This is a genomic window from Chryseobacterium sp. DT-167 (assembly GCF_058310155.1).
This window is the reverse complement of the sequence record NZ_JBZEEQ010000003.1, coordinates 368,436-385,064: the sequence shown is the minus strand read 5'-3', so window position 1 is coordinate 385,064 and position 16,629 is coordinate 368,436. Positions and strand designations below refer to the sequence as shown.

Annotated in this window: 16 protein-coding genes; 3 read left to right on the top strand and 13 right to left on the bottom strand. The window is 34.1% G+C overall.

Annotated features, from left to right (window positions below):
• Positions 1-44 precede the first annotated feature (44 nt).
• The 10 genes from AC4FQ5_RS06575 to AC4FQ5_RS06530 all read right to left on the bottom strand — a co-directional run bounded on the left by AC4FQ5_RS06575 (position 45) and on the right by AC4FQ5_RS06530 (position 10,528).
• Complete coding sequence (locus AC4FQ5_RS06575; RefSeq protein ID WP_491141764.1) at positions 45-353, bottom strand: hypothetical protein; 309 nt, start codon at positions 351-353, stop codon at positions 45-47.
• A gap of 194 nt (positions 354-547) precedes the next feature.
• Positions 548-2,329: an acyl-CoA dehydrogenase FadE gene (locus AC4FQ5_RS06570; protein ID WP_491141763.1), complete on the bottom strand. Its 1,782-nt coding sequence runs from the start codon at positions 2,327-2,329 to the stop codon at positions 548-550.
• A gap of 60 nt (positions 2,330-2,389) precedes the next feature.
• Complete coding sequence (locus tag AC4FQ5_RS06565; RefSeq protein WP_491141762.1) at positions 2,390-2,752, bottom strand: four helix bundle protein; 363 nt, start codon at positions 2,750-2,752, stop codon at positions 2,390-2,392.
• Between the two features lie 36 nt (positions 2,753-2,788).
• Positions 2,789-3,970, bottom strand: coding sequence for an acetyl-CoA C-acyltransferase (locus AC4FQ5_RS06560; RefSeq protein ID WP_491141760.1), 1,182 nt, complete (start codon positions 3,968-3,970; stop codon positions 2,789-2,791).
• A 106-nt stretch (positions 3,971-4,076) separates the two neighbouring features.
• Positions 4,077-4,538, bottom strand: coding sequence for an IS200/IS605 family transposase (gene tnpA / locus AC4FQ5_RS06555; protein WP_491141758.1), 462 nt, complete (start codon positions 4,536-4,538; stop codon positions 4,077-4,079).
• A 136-nt stretch (positions 4,539-4,674) separates the two neighbouring features.
• Positions 4,675-7,068, bottom strand: a complete 2,394-nt coding sequence (locus tag AC4FQ5_RS06550) for a 3-hydroxyacyl-CoA dehydrogenase/enoyl-CoA hydratase family protein (protein ID WP_491141756.1) — start codon at positions 7,066-7,068, stop codon at positions 4,675-4,677.
• 109 nt (positions 7,069-7,177) lie between these two features.
• Complete coding sequence (locus tag AC4FQ5_RS06545) at positions 7,178-7,624, bottom strand: MarR family winged helix-turn-helix transcriptional regulator (protein ID WP_491141855.1); 447 nt, start codon at positions 7,622-7,624, stop codon at positions 7,178-7,180.
• A gap of 166 nt (positions 7,625-7,790) precedes the next feature.
• Positions 7,791-8,714: an ABC transporter ATP-binding protein gene (locus AC4FQ5_RS06540; protein WP_491141754.1), complete on the bottom strand. Its 924-nt coding sequence runs from the start codon at positions 8,712-8,714 to the stop codon at positions 7,791-7,793.
• Between the two features lie 260 nt (positions 8,715-8,974).
• A complete protein-coding gene (locus AC4FQ5_RS06535; RefSeq protein ID WP_491141752.1) occupies positions 8,975-9,946 on the bottom strand; it encodes a FecCD family ABC transporter permease in 972 nt (323 codons plus the stop codon).
• 21 nt (positions 9,947-9,967) lie between these two features.
• Positions 9,968-10,528 carry a TlpA family protein disulfide reductase gene (locus tag AC4FQ5_RS06530; protein WP_491141750.1) on the bottom strand — a complete coding sequence of 187 codons (561 nt, stop codon included), beginning with the start codon at positions 10,526-10,528 and terminating at the stop codon, positions 9,968-9,970.
• A 121-nt stretch (positions 10,529-10,649) separates the two neighbouring features.
• Here AC4FQ5_RS06530 and AC4FQ5_RS06525 point away from each other — a divergent pair, with 121 nt between their 5' ends.
• Entirely contained in the window at positions 10,650-11,774 is a 1,125-nt protein-coding gene (locus AC4FQ5_RS06525) for a 2Fe-2S iron-sulfur cluster-binding protein (protein WP_491141748.1), read from the top strand.
• The gene (locus AC4FQ5_RS06520) at positions 11,771-12,388 is read left to right on the top strand and encodes a SanA/YdcF family protein (protein ID WP_491141746.1); all 618 of its coding nucleotides are present in this window, start codon (positions 11,771-11,773) and stop codon (positions 12,386-12,388) included. Before AC4FQ5_RS06525 ends, AC4FQ5_RS06520 begins: the two co-directional genes overlap by 4 nt.
• Here AC4FQ5_RS06520 and tamL read toward each other — a convergent pair.
• Positions 12,385-14,982 carry a translocation and assembly module lipoprotein TamL gene (gene tamL / locus AC4FQ5_RS06515; protein WP_491141744.1) on the bottom strand — a complete coding sequence of 866 codons (2,598 nt, stop codon included), beginning with the start codon at positions 14,980-14,982 and terminating at the stop codon, positions 12,385-12,387. The two genes, AC4FQ5_RS06520 and tamL, sit on opposite strands and share 4 nt — an antisense overlap.
• Here tamL and AC4FQ5_RS06510 point away from each other — a divergent pair.
• Positions 14,968-15,699, top strand: coding sequence for a TrmH family RNA methyltransferase (locus AC4FQ5_RS06510; protein WP_491141742.1), 732 nt, complete (start codon positions 14,968-14,970; stop codon positions 15,697-15,699). The genes tamL and AC4FQ5_RS06510 overlap by 15 nt on opposite strands.
• Before the next feature lie 64 nt (positions 15,700-15,763).
• On the opposite strand, the gene AC4FQ5_RS06505 is transcribed toward AC4FQ5_RS06510, so the two are convergent.
• Positions 15,764-16,261 carry a phosphoribosyl-ATP pyrophosphatase gene (locus tag AC4FQ5_RS06505; RefSeq protein ID WP_491141741.1) on the bottom strand — a complete coding sequence of 166 codons (498 nt, stop codon included), beginning with the start codon at positions 16,259-16,261 and terminating at the stop codon, positions 15,764-15,766.
• Between the two features lie 2 nt (positions 16,262-16,263).
• A complete protein-coding gene (locus tag AC4FQ5_RS06500) occupies positions 16,264-16,572 on the bottom strand; it encodes a phage holin family protein (protein ID WP_491141739.1) in 309 nt (102 codons plus the stop codon).
• Positions 16,573-16,629 lie beyond the last annotated feature (57 nt).

Sequence of the window (16,629 nt, the reverse complement as noted above, 5' to 3'; positions counted from 1 at the left end):
GTTTTTTATCAACAATTTTCAAATTAATAATTTATAAAAAACAATTATTTTTTACTTTCCTTTTTAGACCGCTCAGAAGTGATAGAATTTAAAATCCTGTGTTTAGAATAATCCCGATTTTCATCTTTCAGGCTTAAATATTCAGACGTATTTTTCGGCTTTGCAACCGGCATTTTATAGATATTGCCTGATTGATCTGAAGTATCTGATTTTAAAATATTATTTTTTGCCGTCAACTCTTGTCTTAGTCGTTCAGATTTAAAAAAATTTGACTTATTAATAGTATCCGCTTTTTTCTCCTGTGCTGAAATATTTGCAGATATTAAAATCAATGTTCCGAGAATAATTTTCATGTTTTTTTATCTAAAATACAAATAATCTTTAAATAGTAAAAAATATTTATCAATTCTAATATCTTGATATAAGATTATTTGGATTAAACTGATTTTAAAGTGCCCGAAAACAGACACTCAATCGCCAATCATTTGTTATCTAATATGAAAATCGCGGCACCTTTGGTGCCGCGATTTTTAATAAATGTATTATTTTAATAATTACCTTTCGCAATATATGCAGCAGCAATTTTTTCAGTCAATGCTACAACATTCGGATGATTGGTATATTTAGTAAACCTCCTCAATCCAGAAAGCATCATTCTCTGCTCATCACCTTCAGCAAAAGAAACGATACCTTCTTTCGCAGCAGAAATGATTTTCTCAGTCGCTTTATAAAGATTTAACTGAGCCATTGCAACTTCTACAGAATCGGCAGAGAAATGCTTCTCAGCTCTTAAAACTGCAGATTCTGCTAGATAAATTTGATTTAAAATTTCTGACGCATTTAATAATAAATGTTGCTGTTTCTCAATATCCATCATGTATTTCTGAAGCGCAGCCCCGGAAACCATCAAGAAAACTTTTTTCAAATTCGCCAAAATCGCTTTTTCCTCGCTCAACAATTCAGAATAATCAGGAACTTCAAATGAAGGAATTCCCATTAGTTCTTTTGAAATCGCCATTGCAGGAGAAAGTAAATCCAATTCGCCTTTCATTGCTTTTTTGATCAGCATTCCAACAGATAAAAGTCGGTTGATTTCGTTGGTTCCTTCGTAGATTCTTGCAATTCTTGAGTCTCTCCATGCAGCTTCCATCGGCATATCTTCAGAGAATCCCATTCCGCCATAGATCTGAATTCCTTCATCAGCAGTATGTTGCGTAAGATCTGAAACAAAAACTTTTAAAATAGAAGCTTCTACAGCAAATTCTTCAACACCTTTTAACTCAGCCTGTTGATGATTCATTCCGCCTGCAACCAATTCGTTGATTTTATCTTCCACATCTTTCGCAGCTCTGTAAGAACCAGCTTCTGCAACGAAAACCCCTGTTGCCATTTCTGCCAGTTTCTTTCTGATTGCTCCGAAAGTCGAAATCGAAACACCAAACTGTTTTCTTTCGTTTGAATATTGAAGAGAATGATTTAAAATTCTTCTTTGCCCGTCAAGATTCGCAGCAGCTAGTTTAATTCTACCAACATTCAGAGCATTTAAAGCGATTTTGAAACCGTTGTTTCTTTCGCCTAAAAGATTTTCCACCGGAACTTTCATATCATTAAAGAAAACCTGTCTTGTAGAAGACGAACGGATTCCCAGTTTGTGCTCCTCCTCACCGAAAGAAAGACCTTCTGTTCCTTCTTTTTCTACGATGAAACCTGTAATGTTTTTGTCATCATCAATTTTTGCAAAAACAATGAAGATCTCTGCAAAACCTGCATTTGAAATCCACATTTTCTGTCCGTTGATGATGTAATGTTTACCGTCTTCAGACAATTTTGCTCTTGTTTTTCCTGAATTTGCGTCTGAACCAGCATCCGGCTCAGTCAGACAATAAGCACCGAATTTTGTACCTGTCGCCAAATCCGGAAGGTATTTTTGTTTTTGCTCTTCAGTTCCATACAACAGGATCGGAAGTGTACCAATTCCTGTATGCGCTCCATAAGCCGTTGCTAATGAACCGTTTGCTCCGGAACAGTAATCACAAGCCAACATGGTGTTGACAAAGCCCATTCCAAGACCACCGTACTCTTCGGGAACGGCAACTCCAAGAAGTCCCATTTCGCCCAACTGACGCATTTTTTCTTCAGTTAAAGCATAATCTTTATGCTCAAATCTTTCCTTTTGGGGAATGACTTCTCTGTCAATAAATTCTTTCGCAGAATCACGAAGCATTTTTTGTTCTTCAGAAAGTTCTTCTAAAGTGAAGATTTCGTTTGCAGCAACTTCTTTGATTAGGAATTCGCCGCCTTTTAGTGTTTTATTAAGTGTATCACTCATTGTTTTTGTTTTTTTAGATTTCAGTTATTTAATTTTGAATTTTTAATTATGGATTTTTAATTATACTTTCGGTCTTAATTTTACTTGAAGTGTTTTAACAATTGATGTTAAAATATTTACAATACTTTGTATTTCTGTTCTGTATTTTGATTCATCAAATCTCACTAATTGAGATTGTGATAATAAATCAATCCAATATTGTGTTTCTCTTGCTTCTTTACTAGCTATAGACATTTTATGAAGAAAATCTTTTTCTGAAAATCCAGCCAAAGCTTCCTGAACATTTGCACCAATAGAAGTTCCACTTCTTAATAATTGTTTTGAAAGAATAAATTCATTTTGAGATTTACATATTTTATATAACTCAATAATTGATAAAGCAAAATTGAATGTCTTTTCCTTAATTATGTTTTCCTTTTGCATTCAATCCAAAATTTAAAATTCATAATTCAAGATTATTTATAGAAGTTCGAAAATTGAAGCTGCTCCTTGTCCGGTTCCCACACACATTGAAACCATTCCATATTTGTTTCCGCGTTTTCTCATTTCATCAAGAAGCTGAACGGTTAATTTTGTTCCTGTGCATCCAAGTGGGTGACCAAGAGCGATTGCTCCTCCGTTTACGTTTAAAATATCAGGATTTAAGTTTAATTCTTTTTTAATAGCAACTGACTGAGAAGCGAAAGCTTCATTTAATTCAATCAATTCAATATCTTTTAGTTCTAAACCAGCCTGTTTCAAAGCTTTTGGAATGGCATAAATTGGTCCCATTCCCATGATTCTTGGCTCAAGTCCTGCTGCTGCATAAGCAACTAATCTTGCTTCTGGTTCCAATCCTAATTCTTTGACCATTTCTTCCGACATTACGATCACGAAAGCTGCTCCGTCACTCATTTGCGAAGAATTTCCTGCCGTAACCGAACCACCGTTTGCAAAGACAGGTTTTAATTTAGCCAGACCTTCCAAAGATGTATCTAATCTAGGACCTTCATCAACAGAAAAGTCGAACTTTTTAGTCTGCATTTTCTGGTTTTCATCCAAGAAATTATATTCTACAGGAATTGGAACAATCTGACTCGCAAATTTCCCTTCCTGATTGGCTTTTAAAGCTTTTTGATGGGATTCAAAAGCAAACTGATCCTGTTCTTCTCTTGAAATATTAAATTGCTTGGCAACTTCTTCGGCAGTATAACCCATTCCCCAATAATAATCAGGATTGGTTTTTGCAATATCCGTTTCCGGAACGGGTTTATAACCCCCCATCGGAATGTAAGACATTGATTCTGTACCACCTGCAATGATACAATCTGCCATTCCTGCCTGGATTTTTGCCGATGCAATGGCAATCGCCTCACTTCCTGATGCGCAATATCTATTCACAGTAACTCCAGGGACTTTGTCGGTATTTAATCCCATTAAAGAAATTAAACGTGCCACATTTAAGCCTTGCTCGGCTTCCGGCATCGCATTTCCTACGATTAAATCGTCGACTCTGTCTTTATCCAATTGCGGAACAGCTGCCATTAATTTTTCAATTACTGTTGCTGCCATTACGTCGGGTCTTGTAAATCTCAGACTACCTTTGGGAGCTTTTCCAACGGCGGTTCTGAACCCTTTTATGATGTATGCTTGTTTTGACATATTTTTATTTATTAAAATTTAATTTAAAAATTCGCCTCGTAGAGGCTCACTGTTAATAGCAATTTGTTTTTGTTTTGCGGAGCTCCGTAGGAGCGACCTGTTAATTTTATTCAATCCATTCAAACAAATATTTAGAATCATAGTCTATTTCAAATTTTGACATAAAATCCAAATATTCTTCTTTAAATGTTTTCTTTTTATGATGTTCTTCTTGGTTTAAAATATACTTTACAACCGAATCTACACTGCTTTTAGAATAAGAAAATGCTCCATATCCTTCCTGCCAATTGAATTTTCCGTTAATCCATTTATTATCATTAATAAATTTTGAAGAACCTGCTTTAATATCCCTAACCAAATCTGAAATCGAAATTGTCGGACTCATACTTACAAGGATATAAACGTGATCAGGCATTGTAAAAATGGCAAATAATTTTTGACCTCTATTTGAAATAATCCCTGTAATAAATTTATTTAATTCTTGCCTTTTTTCTTTCGAAATCAAGTTTTGTCTTCCTTTAACTGCGAAAACAATTTGAATATAAATTTGTGTATAGGTATTTGCCATAATTAACAGACTGCTCCTACGGGGCTAAATTAAAAATTGGTTCTACATTCTATTATCAGGTCGCCTCTACGAGGCTCAAAAGATTGCGTTAATCATTCCATTCTGCTATTAACAGGTCGCTCCTACGGAGCTTCCTTTAATTTCTCAATGGTTTTCCTTTCTGTAACATAAACTGAATTCTCTCCAAAGTTTTTCTTTCACCACAAAGCTGAAGGAACGTTTCTCTTTCAAGATTCAATAAATACTGTTCAGTCACAACGGTTGGCTCAGAAAGATTTCCACCTACCAAGACGTTAGCTAATTTATCAGCAATCAATTTATCATGCTTTGAAATGAAGTTACCCGTTAACATTTGATCCGTTCCAACATAGAACATTCCGAGAGCGTCTTTTCCAAGAACTTTTACAGTTTGTTCGATCGGTTGAGTGTAACCATGTTCTGCCAAACTTTTCGCCATCATTTTTGCGGTCATAATCTGACGTTTTTTATCAACAACAACGACGTCTTTTCCTTTTTCCAGAATTCCCATATCGTAAGCTTCGTAAGCAGAAGTGGCAACTTTTCCCATTGCAATATTCATGAATGCTTCACGTAGTCTGTTATTTTTTACATCATCACTGTGGAATTCTCTTGAAGTTCTCAAAGCAAATTCTTTCGTTCCGCCACCGCCAGGAATTACACCAACTCCGGTTTCAACCAATCCAATATAAGTTTCTGCTGCTGCAACCACTCTGTCTGCATGCATGGTCATTTCACATCCACCACCAAGAGTCATTCCGTGAGGAGCAACTACGACAGGAATTGAAGAATAACGAACTCTCATCATCGATTTCTGGAAATACGCAATTGCCATATTCAAATCGTCCCAATCCTGCTCAATCGCCATCATTAAAATCATCGCTAAATTGGCTCCTACTGAGAAATTTGCACCCTGATTTCCGATCACTAAACCGTCGTATTCTTTTTCGGCTAAATCAATCGCTCTGTTTAATCCATCTAAAACTTCGCCTCCGAGAGAATTCATTTTAGAACGGATTTCAAAATTGATAATTCCGTCGCCCAAATCTTCGATTGATGAACCCGAATTGCTCCAAAGCGTCTTATTTTTTCTGATATTATCTAAAATAATGAAAGAATCCTGTCCTGGAATTTTGTTGTACTCACCCGAATTTTTATCAACGAAAATACTTTGACCCTCATCATTTACTTTATAAAAAGATTCTACATTTTTTACCCAGTCTGAAACTTCGTAACCGGCTTCTTTAGCTAACTCAATTCCTTTTTGAACTCCGACTGCATCCCAGATTTCAAAAGGACCGTTTTCCCAACCGAAACCTGCTCTCATCGCATCATCGATTTTGTAAACTTCATCAGAGATTTCGGGAACTTTGTGCGAAACGTAAGCGAATAATGCTCCTAAAGATTTTCTGTAAAGCTCTCCGGCTTTGTCTTTTCCACCAATTAAGACTTTAAAACGGTCAATCGGTTTATCTATATTTTTAGTTAATTCTAAAGTCGGGAAAGAAGATTTTCCCTGAAGTTCATATTCTAAAGTATCAAGATTTAATCCATGAATTTCAGATTTTCCGTCTGCACCTTTTACTTTTTTGTAGAAACCTTGATCTGTTTTTGAGCCCAACCATTTGTTGTCTACCATTTTCTGAATATACTCAGGAAGGGAGAATACATTATTGAAATCATTTGCTTCAGCACCGCTTTGACGAACGCCATTTGCTACCATTACTAAAGTATCCAGACCTACAACATCTGCTGTTCTGAACGTTGCAGATTTTGGTCGCCCGATAATAGGACCCGTTAATTTATCAACATCCGAAACATTTAAACCTAATTTCTGAACATTGTGAAGTAAATCCATCATCGAGAAAACTCCGATTCTGTTGGCGATAAAGGCTGGAGTATCTTTTGCTAATACTGTGGTCTTTCCTAAGAATTTTGATCCGTAAGTCATGTAGAAATCTACAATTTCAGGATCTGTTTCTTTGGTTGGAATAATTTCTAAAAGTGGTAAATATCTTACCGGATTAAAAAAGTGAGTCCCTGCAAAATACTTTTTGAAATCATCGCTTCTTCCTTCCACCAACATATTAATCGGAATTCCGGAAGTATTTGAAGAAACCAATGTTCCAGGTTTTCTGAACTGTTCGATTTTTTCGTAAACTGATTTTTTAATATCCAGCTTTTCAACGACAACTTCAATGATCCAGTCGGTGTCTTTTATTTTCTTTAAATCATCATCAAAATTTCCGACTTTTATCCTGTCTGCAAATTTCGGAGAATAGAGTAGTGCGGGACTTGATTTTTTTAGCTTTTCAAAGTTTTCGGAAGCAATTCTGTTTCGAACGGCTTTGTCATCTTTGGTCAAACCTTTTTTCTGTTCGGTCTCGCTCAGCTCAAACGGAACGATATCCAGAAGAGAAACCTGCACTCCGATGTTGGCAAAGTGTGCAGCAATACCACTTCCCATGATCCCGGAACCTAAAACCGTAACGTGTTTGATTCGTCTTTTCATTAATATTTTATTTTAGTTATTATCATTTAAATTAAATGGATTGAATTTGAATTTAGAATAGTTCACCTAAATCTAAAATTCATAGCAATACTTTGAAGAATGGAAATATTTATTTCCTGTTCAAATCAGATGCAATTTTCATAATCTCTGTCATGACTTCTTTAAAAGTCTCCAGCTTTTCGGGAGCGATTTTTTCCATCACTTTCTTATTGAAATTTACAACGACTTCTTTAGACATATTTCTTGAGCTTAAACCTTTATCAGTAAGCTTGATAATAACTTCACGCTTATCGGTGGTCGTTTTTTCCTTGTAAATATATCCGTTGTCCTCAAGAAGCTTGATGATCCTTGTAAGAGAAGTTGGCTCAATTGCCATTTTGGGTCCCAAATTGGTACTTCTTGTCCCTTCTTTAGGATCAATTTTAAGTAAGGTAAGTGCTTGAACTGCAGTAGAATCATGTTCCTGCGCAAGCTCAGTATACATTTTTGAAACAGCTAACCAAGTCTGTTTCAGAATGAGATCAACATTTTCTGTTTTTTCTTTATTATTATCCATCATATTTTTGCTAATCGGTTTTATTCAAATGTAGCAAATATTATGCATGCATAGTATTATCAATTGTTAAATTTTAATAACAGTTTGATTTTCAATAAATTAAAATGTATGATTAGCATAATACTATGCATGCATAGTATGTGAATTTTACAATTAAAATACTGATTTAATGAAGCTTTGAGATTAATTTAACTATTTCTTCAAAAGATTCACATTTGTGGAGTTTATTGCCATATGAAATCTCCCAAATTGATTCATTAAAGCTAAAATTGAACGACGATAAATCTTTTTGAAAGTTTTTTTGCAGCAAGGAATACAACATTTCTTTCTGGATCTGCGGAGATTTTATAGAAGGTGCAACAAAATTTTCATTAATCTGGAATAAAGAAGCATTCGTCAGTTCATCATGTTGCAACAAAATATCTTCTACAATTCCGGAGTAAAGATGACTTTCTTTAATATACCACATTTTATCCGCAAATTCTTTTGCCAGTCTCCAGTCGTGCGAAGAAAACAGAATAATCTTATTTTGTTGTTTGGCTAATTTACGAAGAGTTTTAAGGATGATTAATTTATTTTTCTCATCCAAATGGGTGGTGGGCTCATCAAGAATAATGATGGGTGAATTTTGCGTCAAAGCTCTTCCTATAAATGCTTTTTGAAGGTTTCCGTCTGAAAGATTCCTAAGTAAAGTATTTTTATATTGAGTTAAATCTAATTCCTGAATAATCTCCTTAACTTCCTCTCTGTCTTCCTTTTTCAGTTCAAAATAATAAGGATAGTAAATGTATTTTCCGAGCGAAATAAGATCTTCAACCGTATAATTTTGCGGAATAACCGATTTTGAAAAAACCACTGCAATATTTTCTGCAATTTCTTTTACCGAAAGATTTTTTACGTTTCTATTATTAATTAAAATTTCTCCCTCTAATAAAGAATTCTGATGAAGGATAGATTTGATTAAAGTGGTTTTTCCTACACCATTGTTACCAATTAATAGACATACTTCTCCTAAATTCAAATTTGCATTGGCATTTGAAATTAGGGTTTTGTCGTAGCCAATATCGGCTTGATTGATTTTTAGGTGCATTTTTGTTAGTTTATTTAAACATTATTTGCCAAATCCTTTTAACTTTGATATTCATTTTGTCTTGTTGATGTTACATTTAGTTTGTCATGCTGGAAGCATCTCTACAAAGTTAATTTAGATTCCTCCGGAATGACAAACGGAGTGCTTATTTTAGAATAAAATATTTCAATTTTTTGAAAAAATATTTTCAAATATTTGCATTATATACAAAATCTTGGAGAAAATTTAAAATTAATAATTATCTCATTCACAATTCATTTTTATACCTTATTCTGTTTCAAAAGCATCAGCAAAATTACAGGAATTCCAAACAGCGAACTGATTACATTCAACGGGATTTGAGTTTTTTCAGCAACAATTGAAAATAGCAACATAATAAGCATCCCCAAAAACATATTTAAAATCCATTGTTGCCAGAGTTTCGAAGGGTTATAAATCAATCTGCAAAAATGAGGAACAATAATTCCGATAAATAAAATAGGTCCTAAAAAAGCGGTTATAGAAGCAGATAGAAGCGAAGAAGTTACAATGATCAATATTTTCAAATGATTTAAATTAACTCCAAGACTTTGTGCATAAGAACTCCCCAAAGAATTTCCGATCAATGGTTTTATCGTTTTAAAACAGATCAATAATCCTGTAAAAACTAAAATTGATAACACAATAATCTGATTTCTGGAAACCATATTATTAGCTCCGAAAGACCATAAAATATAATTTTTAAGACTTTGGTTTTCTGCGTAAAACTGCAAAAGAGAAACTATTGCTCCTGCAAAAGCAGAAACCAGAAATCCAAAAATAATCAGATAAGATTTATCCTGAAATTTGTTTGACATTGAGAGTAAAACCAACATTAACAGTAAACTTCCGACAATGGCTGACAAACTTAAAAAGCTGTTCTGCAAAAATTCGGGAAGTAAAATGCTGTGGGAAAAGAAAATGTAAAACGCAACGGATAAACTCGCAACAGAAGTAATACCTAAAATGTCGGGTCCTGCAAGTGGGTTCTGAAAGTATTCCTGCATGAGAAAACCCGATGTCGGAATCGAAACTCCTGCCAAAAGCATGACCAAAACCCGGTTGACTCTAATCTCAGCAATTTGTCCGTTTTCTGAATTTTGAATAAAATCCTGAAAATTTAAATTTAAAAATCCTGTATTCAGATTAACAATCGCCACGAATATTATTGCGATGACCAAAACTGAACACAGAATTTTAAATTTATTTGACATTAAAAAAAGTTTCCGGGAAAATTATTTTATGAAAGAATTGATTTTTGAATCCAGCAATTCTGAAGTCATCATTCCTAAATATTCATCCGTTTTATTACCTTTTCTCATGTACGTAAACGGAATTGCTCCACCGTCCCATTTTTCAAAATTATTTTTGAAGAAATTTTCGTCAAGTTGCCCACCATCCAATAAAATGGTATTGTTTCTGATTCCCTGTTTATCAACAAATTTTGGAACTTCAGAGTTCCATACTTCTTTTGTATCTAAACTGATAAACGTGATTTTTACAGGCTGATCTTTTAACTCTGCAATTTTATCTTTGAAATGAGGAATTTCTCTCACACACGGTCCGCACCAGGTTGCAAAGAAATTGGTTACATATAAAGTATCGTTTTTCTTCTGAAGAAAATCTGTTGTTTGTTGAGGATTTAATACTTTTAGCGATACTGTTGAAGGCGCCGTCTCAGGAATTGTAGTTGAAATTGAATCATTTGCAGCGGTGCTGTCTTCCGTTTTTTCAGCTTCTTTTTTACAGCTAAAAAGTGTGGCTGCTAAAATGGTTGATAAAAGTATTTTTTTCATAGGTAAAGATTCTGTTGTTATCATGAAATATACGATGGGTATTTCTCACCGGTTTTATTGGTAAGAAAATTACATTGCAGACAGTTTCATATTTATTTTTTCTCTATTTTTGAATTGATGTATGGAACAACAAATCTATAAAGGGAAACTGACGCAGTTTCATCGGTTAAAAATAGCTAAAAAGGCAGACCTGACCAAAAATACTTTTTCTCTGGAGTTTGAAATTCCTGAGAATCTTAAAGAAAATTTTAAGTTTGAAGCAGGTCAGTTTGTAAGTATAAAATTCACGTCTCACGGCAAAGAAATAATCAATGATTATTCAATGACTTCTGCACCTTATGAGGAAAAAATCTGTCTTGGAATAAAGGTAAATTCTCCTGACGGAGCTACTGCAGATTTATGTAAAAATTACAATATCGGCGATGAATTGTCTGTAAGCGAACCCAACGGAAGGTTTACTTTGGTATCAAAACCCAGTGAATTTCGAACGATTGTCGGTTTTGCTGCAGGCATAGGAATTACTCCGATTTTAAGTCACTTTAAAAATATTCTTCATACCGAACCGAGAACCAGACTTTTTCTTTTTTTTGGAAACAAAAATTCTCAAGATCTGATTTACAGAGATCTTCTAGATAATCTTGCAAGAACTTATAAAGACCGACTACAAATTCATTATTTTTATTCACAGGAAAAGACTTCACATCAGCTATTTTATGGAAGACTCGATGCTAAAAGACTAAATCTAATCATCAACCAAATTCTTCATCTTGATGATACAGATGAAGAATCTACAATCTGGGATGCGGTAGATGAAGTTTTGATTTGCGGAAAAGGAGAGATGGTGAAAACTTTGGCAAATGCCTGTTATCACCACGGAATCCCAAAGAAAAATATTCATTTTGAACTTTTTGAGGAGTTTAATGATGATATTTATCCCATAGAAAAAGAATTTCCATTGATTAAAAATGTGCAGGTAAATTTTAAAATGTTGGGAAAAAATTATCAGACTGAGCTTCCTGACAACAGAGAAAAAATTCTTCAGCAATTACTGATTCAAAACTTTCCGGTGCCTTATTCTTGTAAATCGGGAATATGCGGAAGCTGCGAATGCACTCTTGAAGAGGGTGAAGTTGAGCTTCTGGAAAATGAATATCTGACCGAAAAAGAAGAAGCTCAGGGGAAAATTCTGGCGTGTATGTCTATAGCAAAAAGTAAGAAAATAAAGCTTAACTTTGATTTTAATTGAGAATCATCAGAAACATATTTAAATTTATTATTGCATCATTAGAATTGATTTTTCTTCTGATATGCCTTTCTAATATCTGGGTTTTTGGGTTGACGAATGGTAGAACTTACAATAAAATTTCAAAAATTCCGCCACGTGAAATTGCTTTGGTTTTAGGAACTTCTCCGAGAATGAGATCGGGAGTTTCCAATCCTTATTTTACAAAAAGAATGGATGCAACTGCGTTGCTTTATCATCACGGGAAAATCAAAAAAATCATTGTAAGCGGTGAGAAAAGCAAAGGTTACAATGAGCCGGCTGCAATGAAAAATTATCTTATTTATCAGGAAGGTGTTCCTGAAGACATCATCATTGAAGATCCGAAAGGTTTTAATACATACAAAAGTATTCTACGCTGCAAAGATGTTTATAAAAAGGAAAATGTGATCATCGTTTCACAAGGTTTCCATAACCTTCGTGCATTATTTTTTGCCAGAAATAATAGCATGAATGCGCTGGGTTTTGATGCACAGGATGTCAACAAACCTGAAAGTTTCTACAGAAACCAATCAAGAGAGATTATCGCAAGAGTGGTTGCTGTAGTTTATTTTGTACTCGGAATTTCTCCGGATTAAAAAGGATATCCGAAAGCAAGATTCAAAGTAGGTTTGAAAGGCTGAAATTTATTAAATCTCCATCTCTCACCATCCGGTTTATTAGGATCGTAAATTTTATATGCCAAATCCAGTCTTAAAGTTATATAGGCAACATTTACCCTTAATCCCAATCCGCTTCCAACCCCCATTTCTCTGATAAATTTATTAAATTTAAACTGATCATCAAATCCGTTGTTATCCGTATTCCAGACATTTCCGATATCTGTAAAAATTGCTCCTTCATACATATCATTAAACGGAATTCTGTACTCCAGATTGGTCGTTAGTTTGACATTTCCCATCAGATACGTTCGTACTCTTTCGTCAACCTGGGAACCTCCCGGACCCAAACCACCAAAAGCCACCCAGGCACGGATATCATTGGCACCTCCATTAAAATATGACCTCACAAAAGGCATCGATGAAGAATTTCCATAAGGAATGCCTAAACCTATATACTGACGAAGAACCAATGTCTGATTTCCATTAAATTTAAAATATTTCCTCACATCAAAATCGAATTTAACAAACTGTGCATAAGGAATTCCAAAGATCGTTCGCTCAGGACTTCTTAAAATACCACCATTATCTTCTCTTTTTTGATTAAATAAACTCGGAATATTTCCGGCAACTTCCATTTTTCCGTTAAAATAGAATGAATTGGGGTAATCTTTTTTACCTATTTCGTTGTAAATAAAATTATATATAAATGATGAAATAATCACATCCTGTGTCTGTCTGTCTTTATTGACAAGGGTTCCCAAAAATTCAACCAATTTGTCTGCTTTTTGTTGATCAAGAGTTAAGATGTAACTATTGTCTGCAATAATCTGTTCAGAAACCTGATCTCTCGTTATCGCACCAGATTGGAATTGCTGCTGTAATTGCGGATTATAGAGAAAATAGTCGTCGAAAACAGCTTTTCTCACCGCATCATCATTTACAAAGAAATCGTAATAGCTGTCTTTATTTTTTGTTAAACTGAATAACGTATTAAACAAAGTGAGTCTGTGTGATGACTGATCATTTACGTTTGCAAAATAATTTAAGCCCGTATTGAAATTGACTCTTCCCAAACCGATATTATTCTGTACCGATGCTCCCAAAACTATTGATGAAGTAGGAGTATACCTTTTAGGAATAAGTCTGTAATAATTAAACGGAAGCAGCAATCGTGGGAAACTTAGCGATGCCTGTGCTGAATATTCGTAAGCCAGGATCCGTTTATCTAAGTTTTTTGGATTTCGAATTGACCCGAAAGTTCCTGAGACACTGGTGGTAAGGTTTTCTGCACCTCTGAAGACATTCCTAGTAGTCAAATCTAAAGACGGTGATATCCCCCAATTTAAAAACTGAGAATAATTTAGATCTGCACCTCCTTTAACTTCATATTTCGGAAGCGGTTTCAGTAAATACAAAACATCAATGATACTGTCATTAGGTTTTATAGCCCCACCTTGCCTTAAAGAATCTTTAGCTTTAAGAATACTAAAATTATTCATGGCCAAAAGGTTTCTCTTTGTTAAATCAAGTTGATTTTGATTGTAAACAGCTTTATTATCAACGATTATTGCTCTCCAGATCGAATTGGTTTTATAATTATTATTCATTTTGTGAAATCTGATTCGTCGAAGACTATCTTTTACAGTTTTCTTTCCAAAATCACTTGGTTCATCGACTATTGCAACATCGATATTTCCAAAGGTGGAACGTTTGTAGGGAGAATCTGCAGAATCTTTGTGAATTTCAATTGTTAATGGTACATTTTTCCTGTCTTTTAGTGAGTCAGCTACAAAATAGACTTCATCATTACCATTGTTAAATTTATAATAACCGCTTCTTCGCATGAGATCATTAATTCTTGTTACTTCCTTTTCAAGAACCGTCTGATCAAGCACTCTTCCTGATTTTACAAGTGTCTCATTAATATTTTGCTGATATAAACTTTTAACTCCTGCATCCGGAATATTGTAATAATATTCTTTAATATTTGTAGGACTGTTGTGCGTCAGAAAATAGGTGACAGCTGCTTTCTTGGATGTAGAATCAAGCTCATGTTTAAATTTAACTTCAGAATCCCAATACCCGCGATAGGTCATTCTTTTTTCGATTGATGCTGCACTTTTATCTGTTCTCGTCTGATCCAAAATTACTGGCGGAGTTCCAAAATTATGCAGAATTCTGTCCCATAATAAGCTTTTACCCACACTGCTTTGCATATTGTATTTAATAAAAAGAGAATCTCTCAGTTTTTGATTTCTCATCTCACTGGGATAAGTCAAATATTCGTTAAACAGGGTATCGTATTTAGGATTGGCCGCATTGTAAAGCAATAAACTTAATGGCATGAATAAAAACTGTTTTTTATTCGGCTTTTGCTGTACGTAATCTTTTAGTTCTTCATCGAAGAATTCTTTCTTATCTTCAAACTCAAACTTGTTTTTGGTGAGCAAAAATTCTCCGTCCGGTACTTTTTTTGTCGTGCTGCAAGCGTAAAGTAATCCAACAGCTGTTGCGAATGATATAATTTTATAATATTTTTGAGGAGAATTCTTATAATGCTTACAGCTCATACAATAAAAGTTTTACAGTCTTTAGATAAAAAGAAGTTCAGGCAAAAATACAATTTGTTTTTGGTTGAAGGGAATAAAATAATCTCTGAACTTCCTAATTCTAACTTTAAAATTAAAGAAATATTTTCTACAAATCCTCAAAATTTAAATTTTAAGGACACCAATGTTCATCAAATCACTGAAAATGAACTAAAAAAAATCAGTTTTCTGCAAAATCCTAAAGATTCTGTGGCAGTTTGTGAATTGAATCAGGAATTAAAATTAGAAGATCAAAATATTCAGTTGGTTTTAGACGGAATTCAGGATCCCGGAAATTTGGGAACCATTATTCGTCTGGCAGATTGGTTCGGGATCGAACAGATCATTTGCAGTGATGATACTGTAGATTTTTATAATCCGAAAGTAATTCAGGCAAGTATGGGATCTTTTACAAGAGTAAATTTGATATATTGTAATCTTATTGAATATTTATCTGAAACTCAAAACACCAATATCGGAACCGATATGGATGGAGAGAATATTTACACCTTTGAAAAACCTGAAAAACTGAATTTAATTTTAGGAAACGAAGGAAACGGAATGCGTGAAGAAACAGAAAAACTACTTCACAGGAAAATATCAATTCCAAGATTCGGAAAATCACAATCGACAGAAAGTCTGAATGTTTCTATGGCTGCAGGAATTATTTTAGGGCAGCTTTTTAGAGTGGGAGAGTGATGGAGCTTAAGAGTCACAGTGTTTAATTGCTCATAAGACCCTCTGACTCTAAAACTCTACAAACTTATATAAGTTGCTCCATACTGGATACACTTTTTGTTTTTTGATATGCTTCTAATTTGGTTCTCAAAAATTTTAAAGCCATTGGTGCTACATATATCAATACAGCTCCCAATACTTTCTTTTTCCAGTTTGAGCTGCGCATATTTTTCTTTGCATAATTGGCAACAAAGGCAGTAACTGCCAGTTTCACGACAGTATCCATCGCGTCACCTTTAAATGCACTTCCGGCAATTCCCATTGCTGTGTTTCTGTTTAAAAAAAGATCTTTTACTTCGGAAGTCAGCTGTTTGGCAATAACATCTTTTCTCAGAACGGTCTTCTCTTCACCATCTTCATCTATTTTCTCCTTGAGATACTGATCAGTTAAGCCATTGGTAAATGCACTCAGGCTTTCTTTGGTATTTTTGAATGTCAATAAGCCTTCCAAATCTTCAATTTCACCTTTTAAAAGCTTTTTCTTTCTCCTTAGCTCTTCCAAACTACTATAATTTCTGCTCATAATTAATGATTTAAAAATTCGATTACTTTATTTGCGATAACATTTACAATGCGCTTTTTAAAGGTAACAACTATTAATGTTATCAGCAAATAAAATGCGGCAACAATCAAAAATCCGTATGATGTATTATTGAGGAGTTTACCGATAAAAAAAGCAAGTCCAAAGTTAAAAAGGATAATAAAAAAAGCAAAGGCAACTAATAAAATAACCAGATAGGCGATCACTCCGGCAGAAATTGATGACTTTTCTGTTGCCTGAATCTTCAGCAAATCTATTCGCTTTGATGCATATTCTTTTATAGTTTCTATCATTATTTTTTTTTAAAAGTTACAAAAAAAGGAACTTTAATTTGGTCAAAGTTCCTTTTA

Coding starts and splice junctions, on each gene's coding strand:
- AC4FQ5_RS06500 (WP_491141739.1), bottom strand. CDS start 16,572: ATGATAGAAACTATAAAAGAATATGCATCAAAGCGAATAGATTTGCTG.
- AC4FQ5_RS06575 (WP_491141764.1), bottom strand. CDS start 353: ATGAAAATTATTCTCGGAACATTGATTTTAATATCTGCAAATATTTCA.
- AC4FQ5_RS06570 (WP_491141763.1), bottom strand. CDS start 2,329: ATGAGTGATACACTTAATAAAACACTAAAAGGCGGCGAATTCCTAATC.
- AC4FQ5_RS06530 (WP_491141750.1), bottom strand. CDS start 10,528: ATGAAAAAAATACTTTTATCAACCATTTTAGCAGCCACACTTTTTAGC.
- AC4FQ5_RS06505 (WP_491141741.1), bottom strand. CDS start 16,261: ATGAGCAGAAATTATAGTAGTTTGGAAGAGCTAAGGAGAAAGAAAAAG.
- AC4FQ5_RS06535 (WP_491141752.1), bottom strand. CDS start 9,946: ATGTCAAATAAATTTAAAATTCTGTGTTCAGTTTTGGTCATCGCAATA.
- AC4FQ5_RS06550 (WP_491141756.1), bottom strand. CDS start 7,068: ATGAAAAGACGAATCAAACACGTTACGGTTTTAGGTTCCGGGATCATG.
- AC4FQ5_RS06565 (WP_491141762.1), bottom strand. CDS start 2,752: ATGCAAAAGGAAAACATAATTAAGGAAAAGACATTCAATTTTGCTTTA.
- AC4FQ5_RS06545 (WP_491141855.1), bottom strand. CDS start 7,624: ATGGATAATAATAAAGAAAAAACAGAAAATGTTGATCTCATTCTGAAA.
- AC4FQ5_RS06510 (WP_491141742.1), top strand. CDS start 14,968: ATGCTTACAGCTCATACAATAAAAGTTTTACAGTCTTTAGATAAAAAG.
- AC4FQ5_RS06560 (WP_491141760.1), bottom strand. CDS start 3,970: ATGTCAAAACAAGCATACATCATAAAAGGGTTCAGAACCGCCGTTGGA.
- tnpA (WP_491141758.1), bottom strand. CDS start 4,538: ATGGCAAATACCTATACACAAATTTATATTCAAATTGTTTTCGCAGTT.
- tamL (WP_491141744.1), bottom strand. CDS start 14,982: ATGAGCTGTAAGCATTATAAGAATTCTCCTCAAAAATATTATAAAATT.
- AC4FQ5_RS06525 (WP_491141748.1), top strand. CDS start 10,650: ATGGAACAACAAATCTATAAAGGGAAACTGACGCAGTTTCATCGGTTA.
- AC4FQ5_RS06540 (WP_491141754.1), bottom strand. CDS start 8,714: ATGCACCTAAAAATCAATCAAGCCGATATTGGCTACGACAAAACCCTA.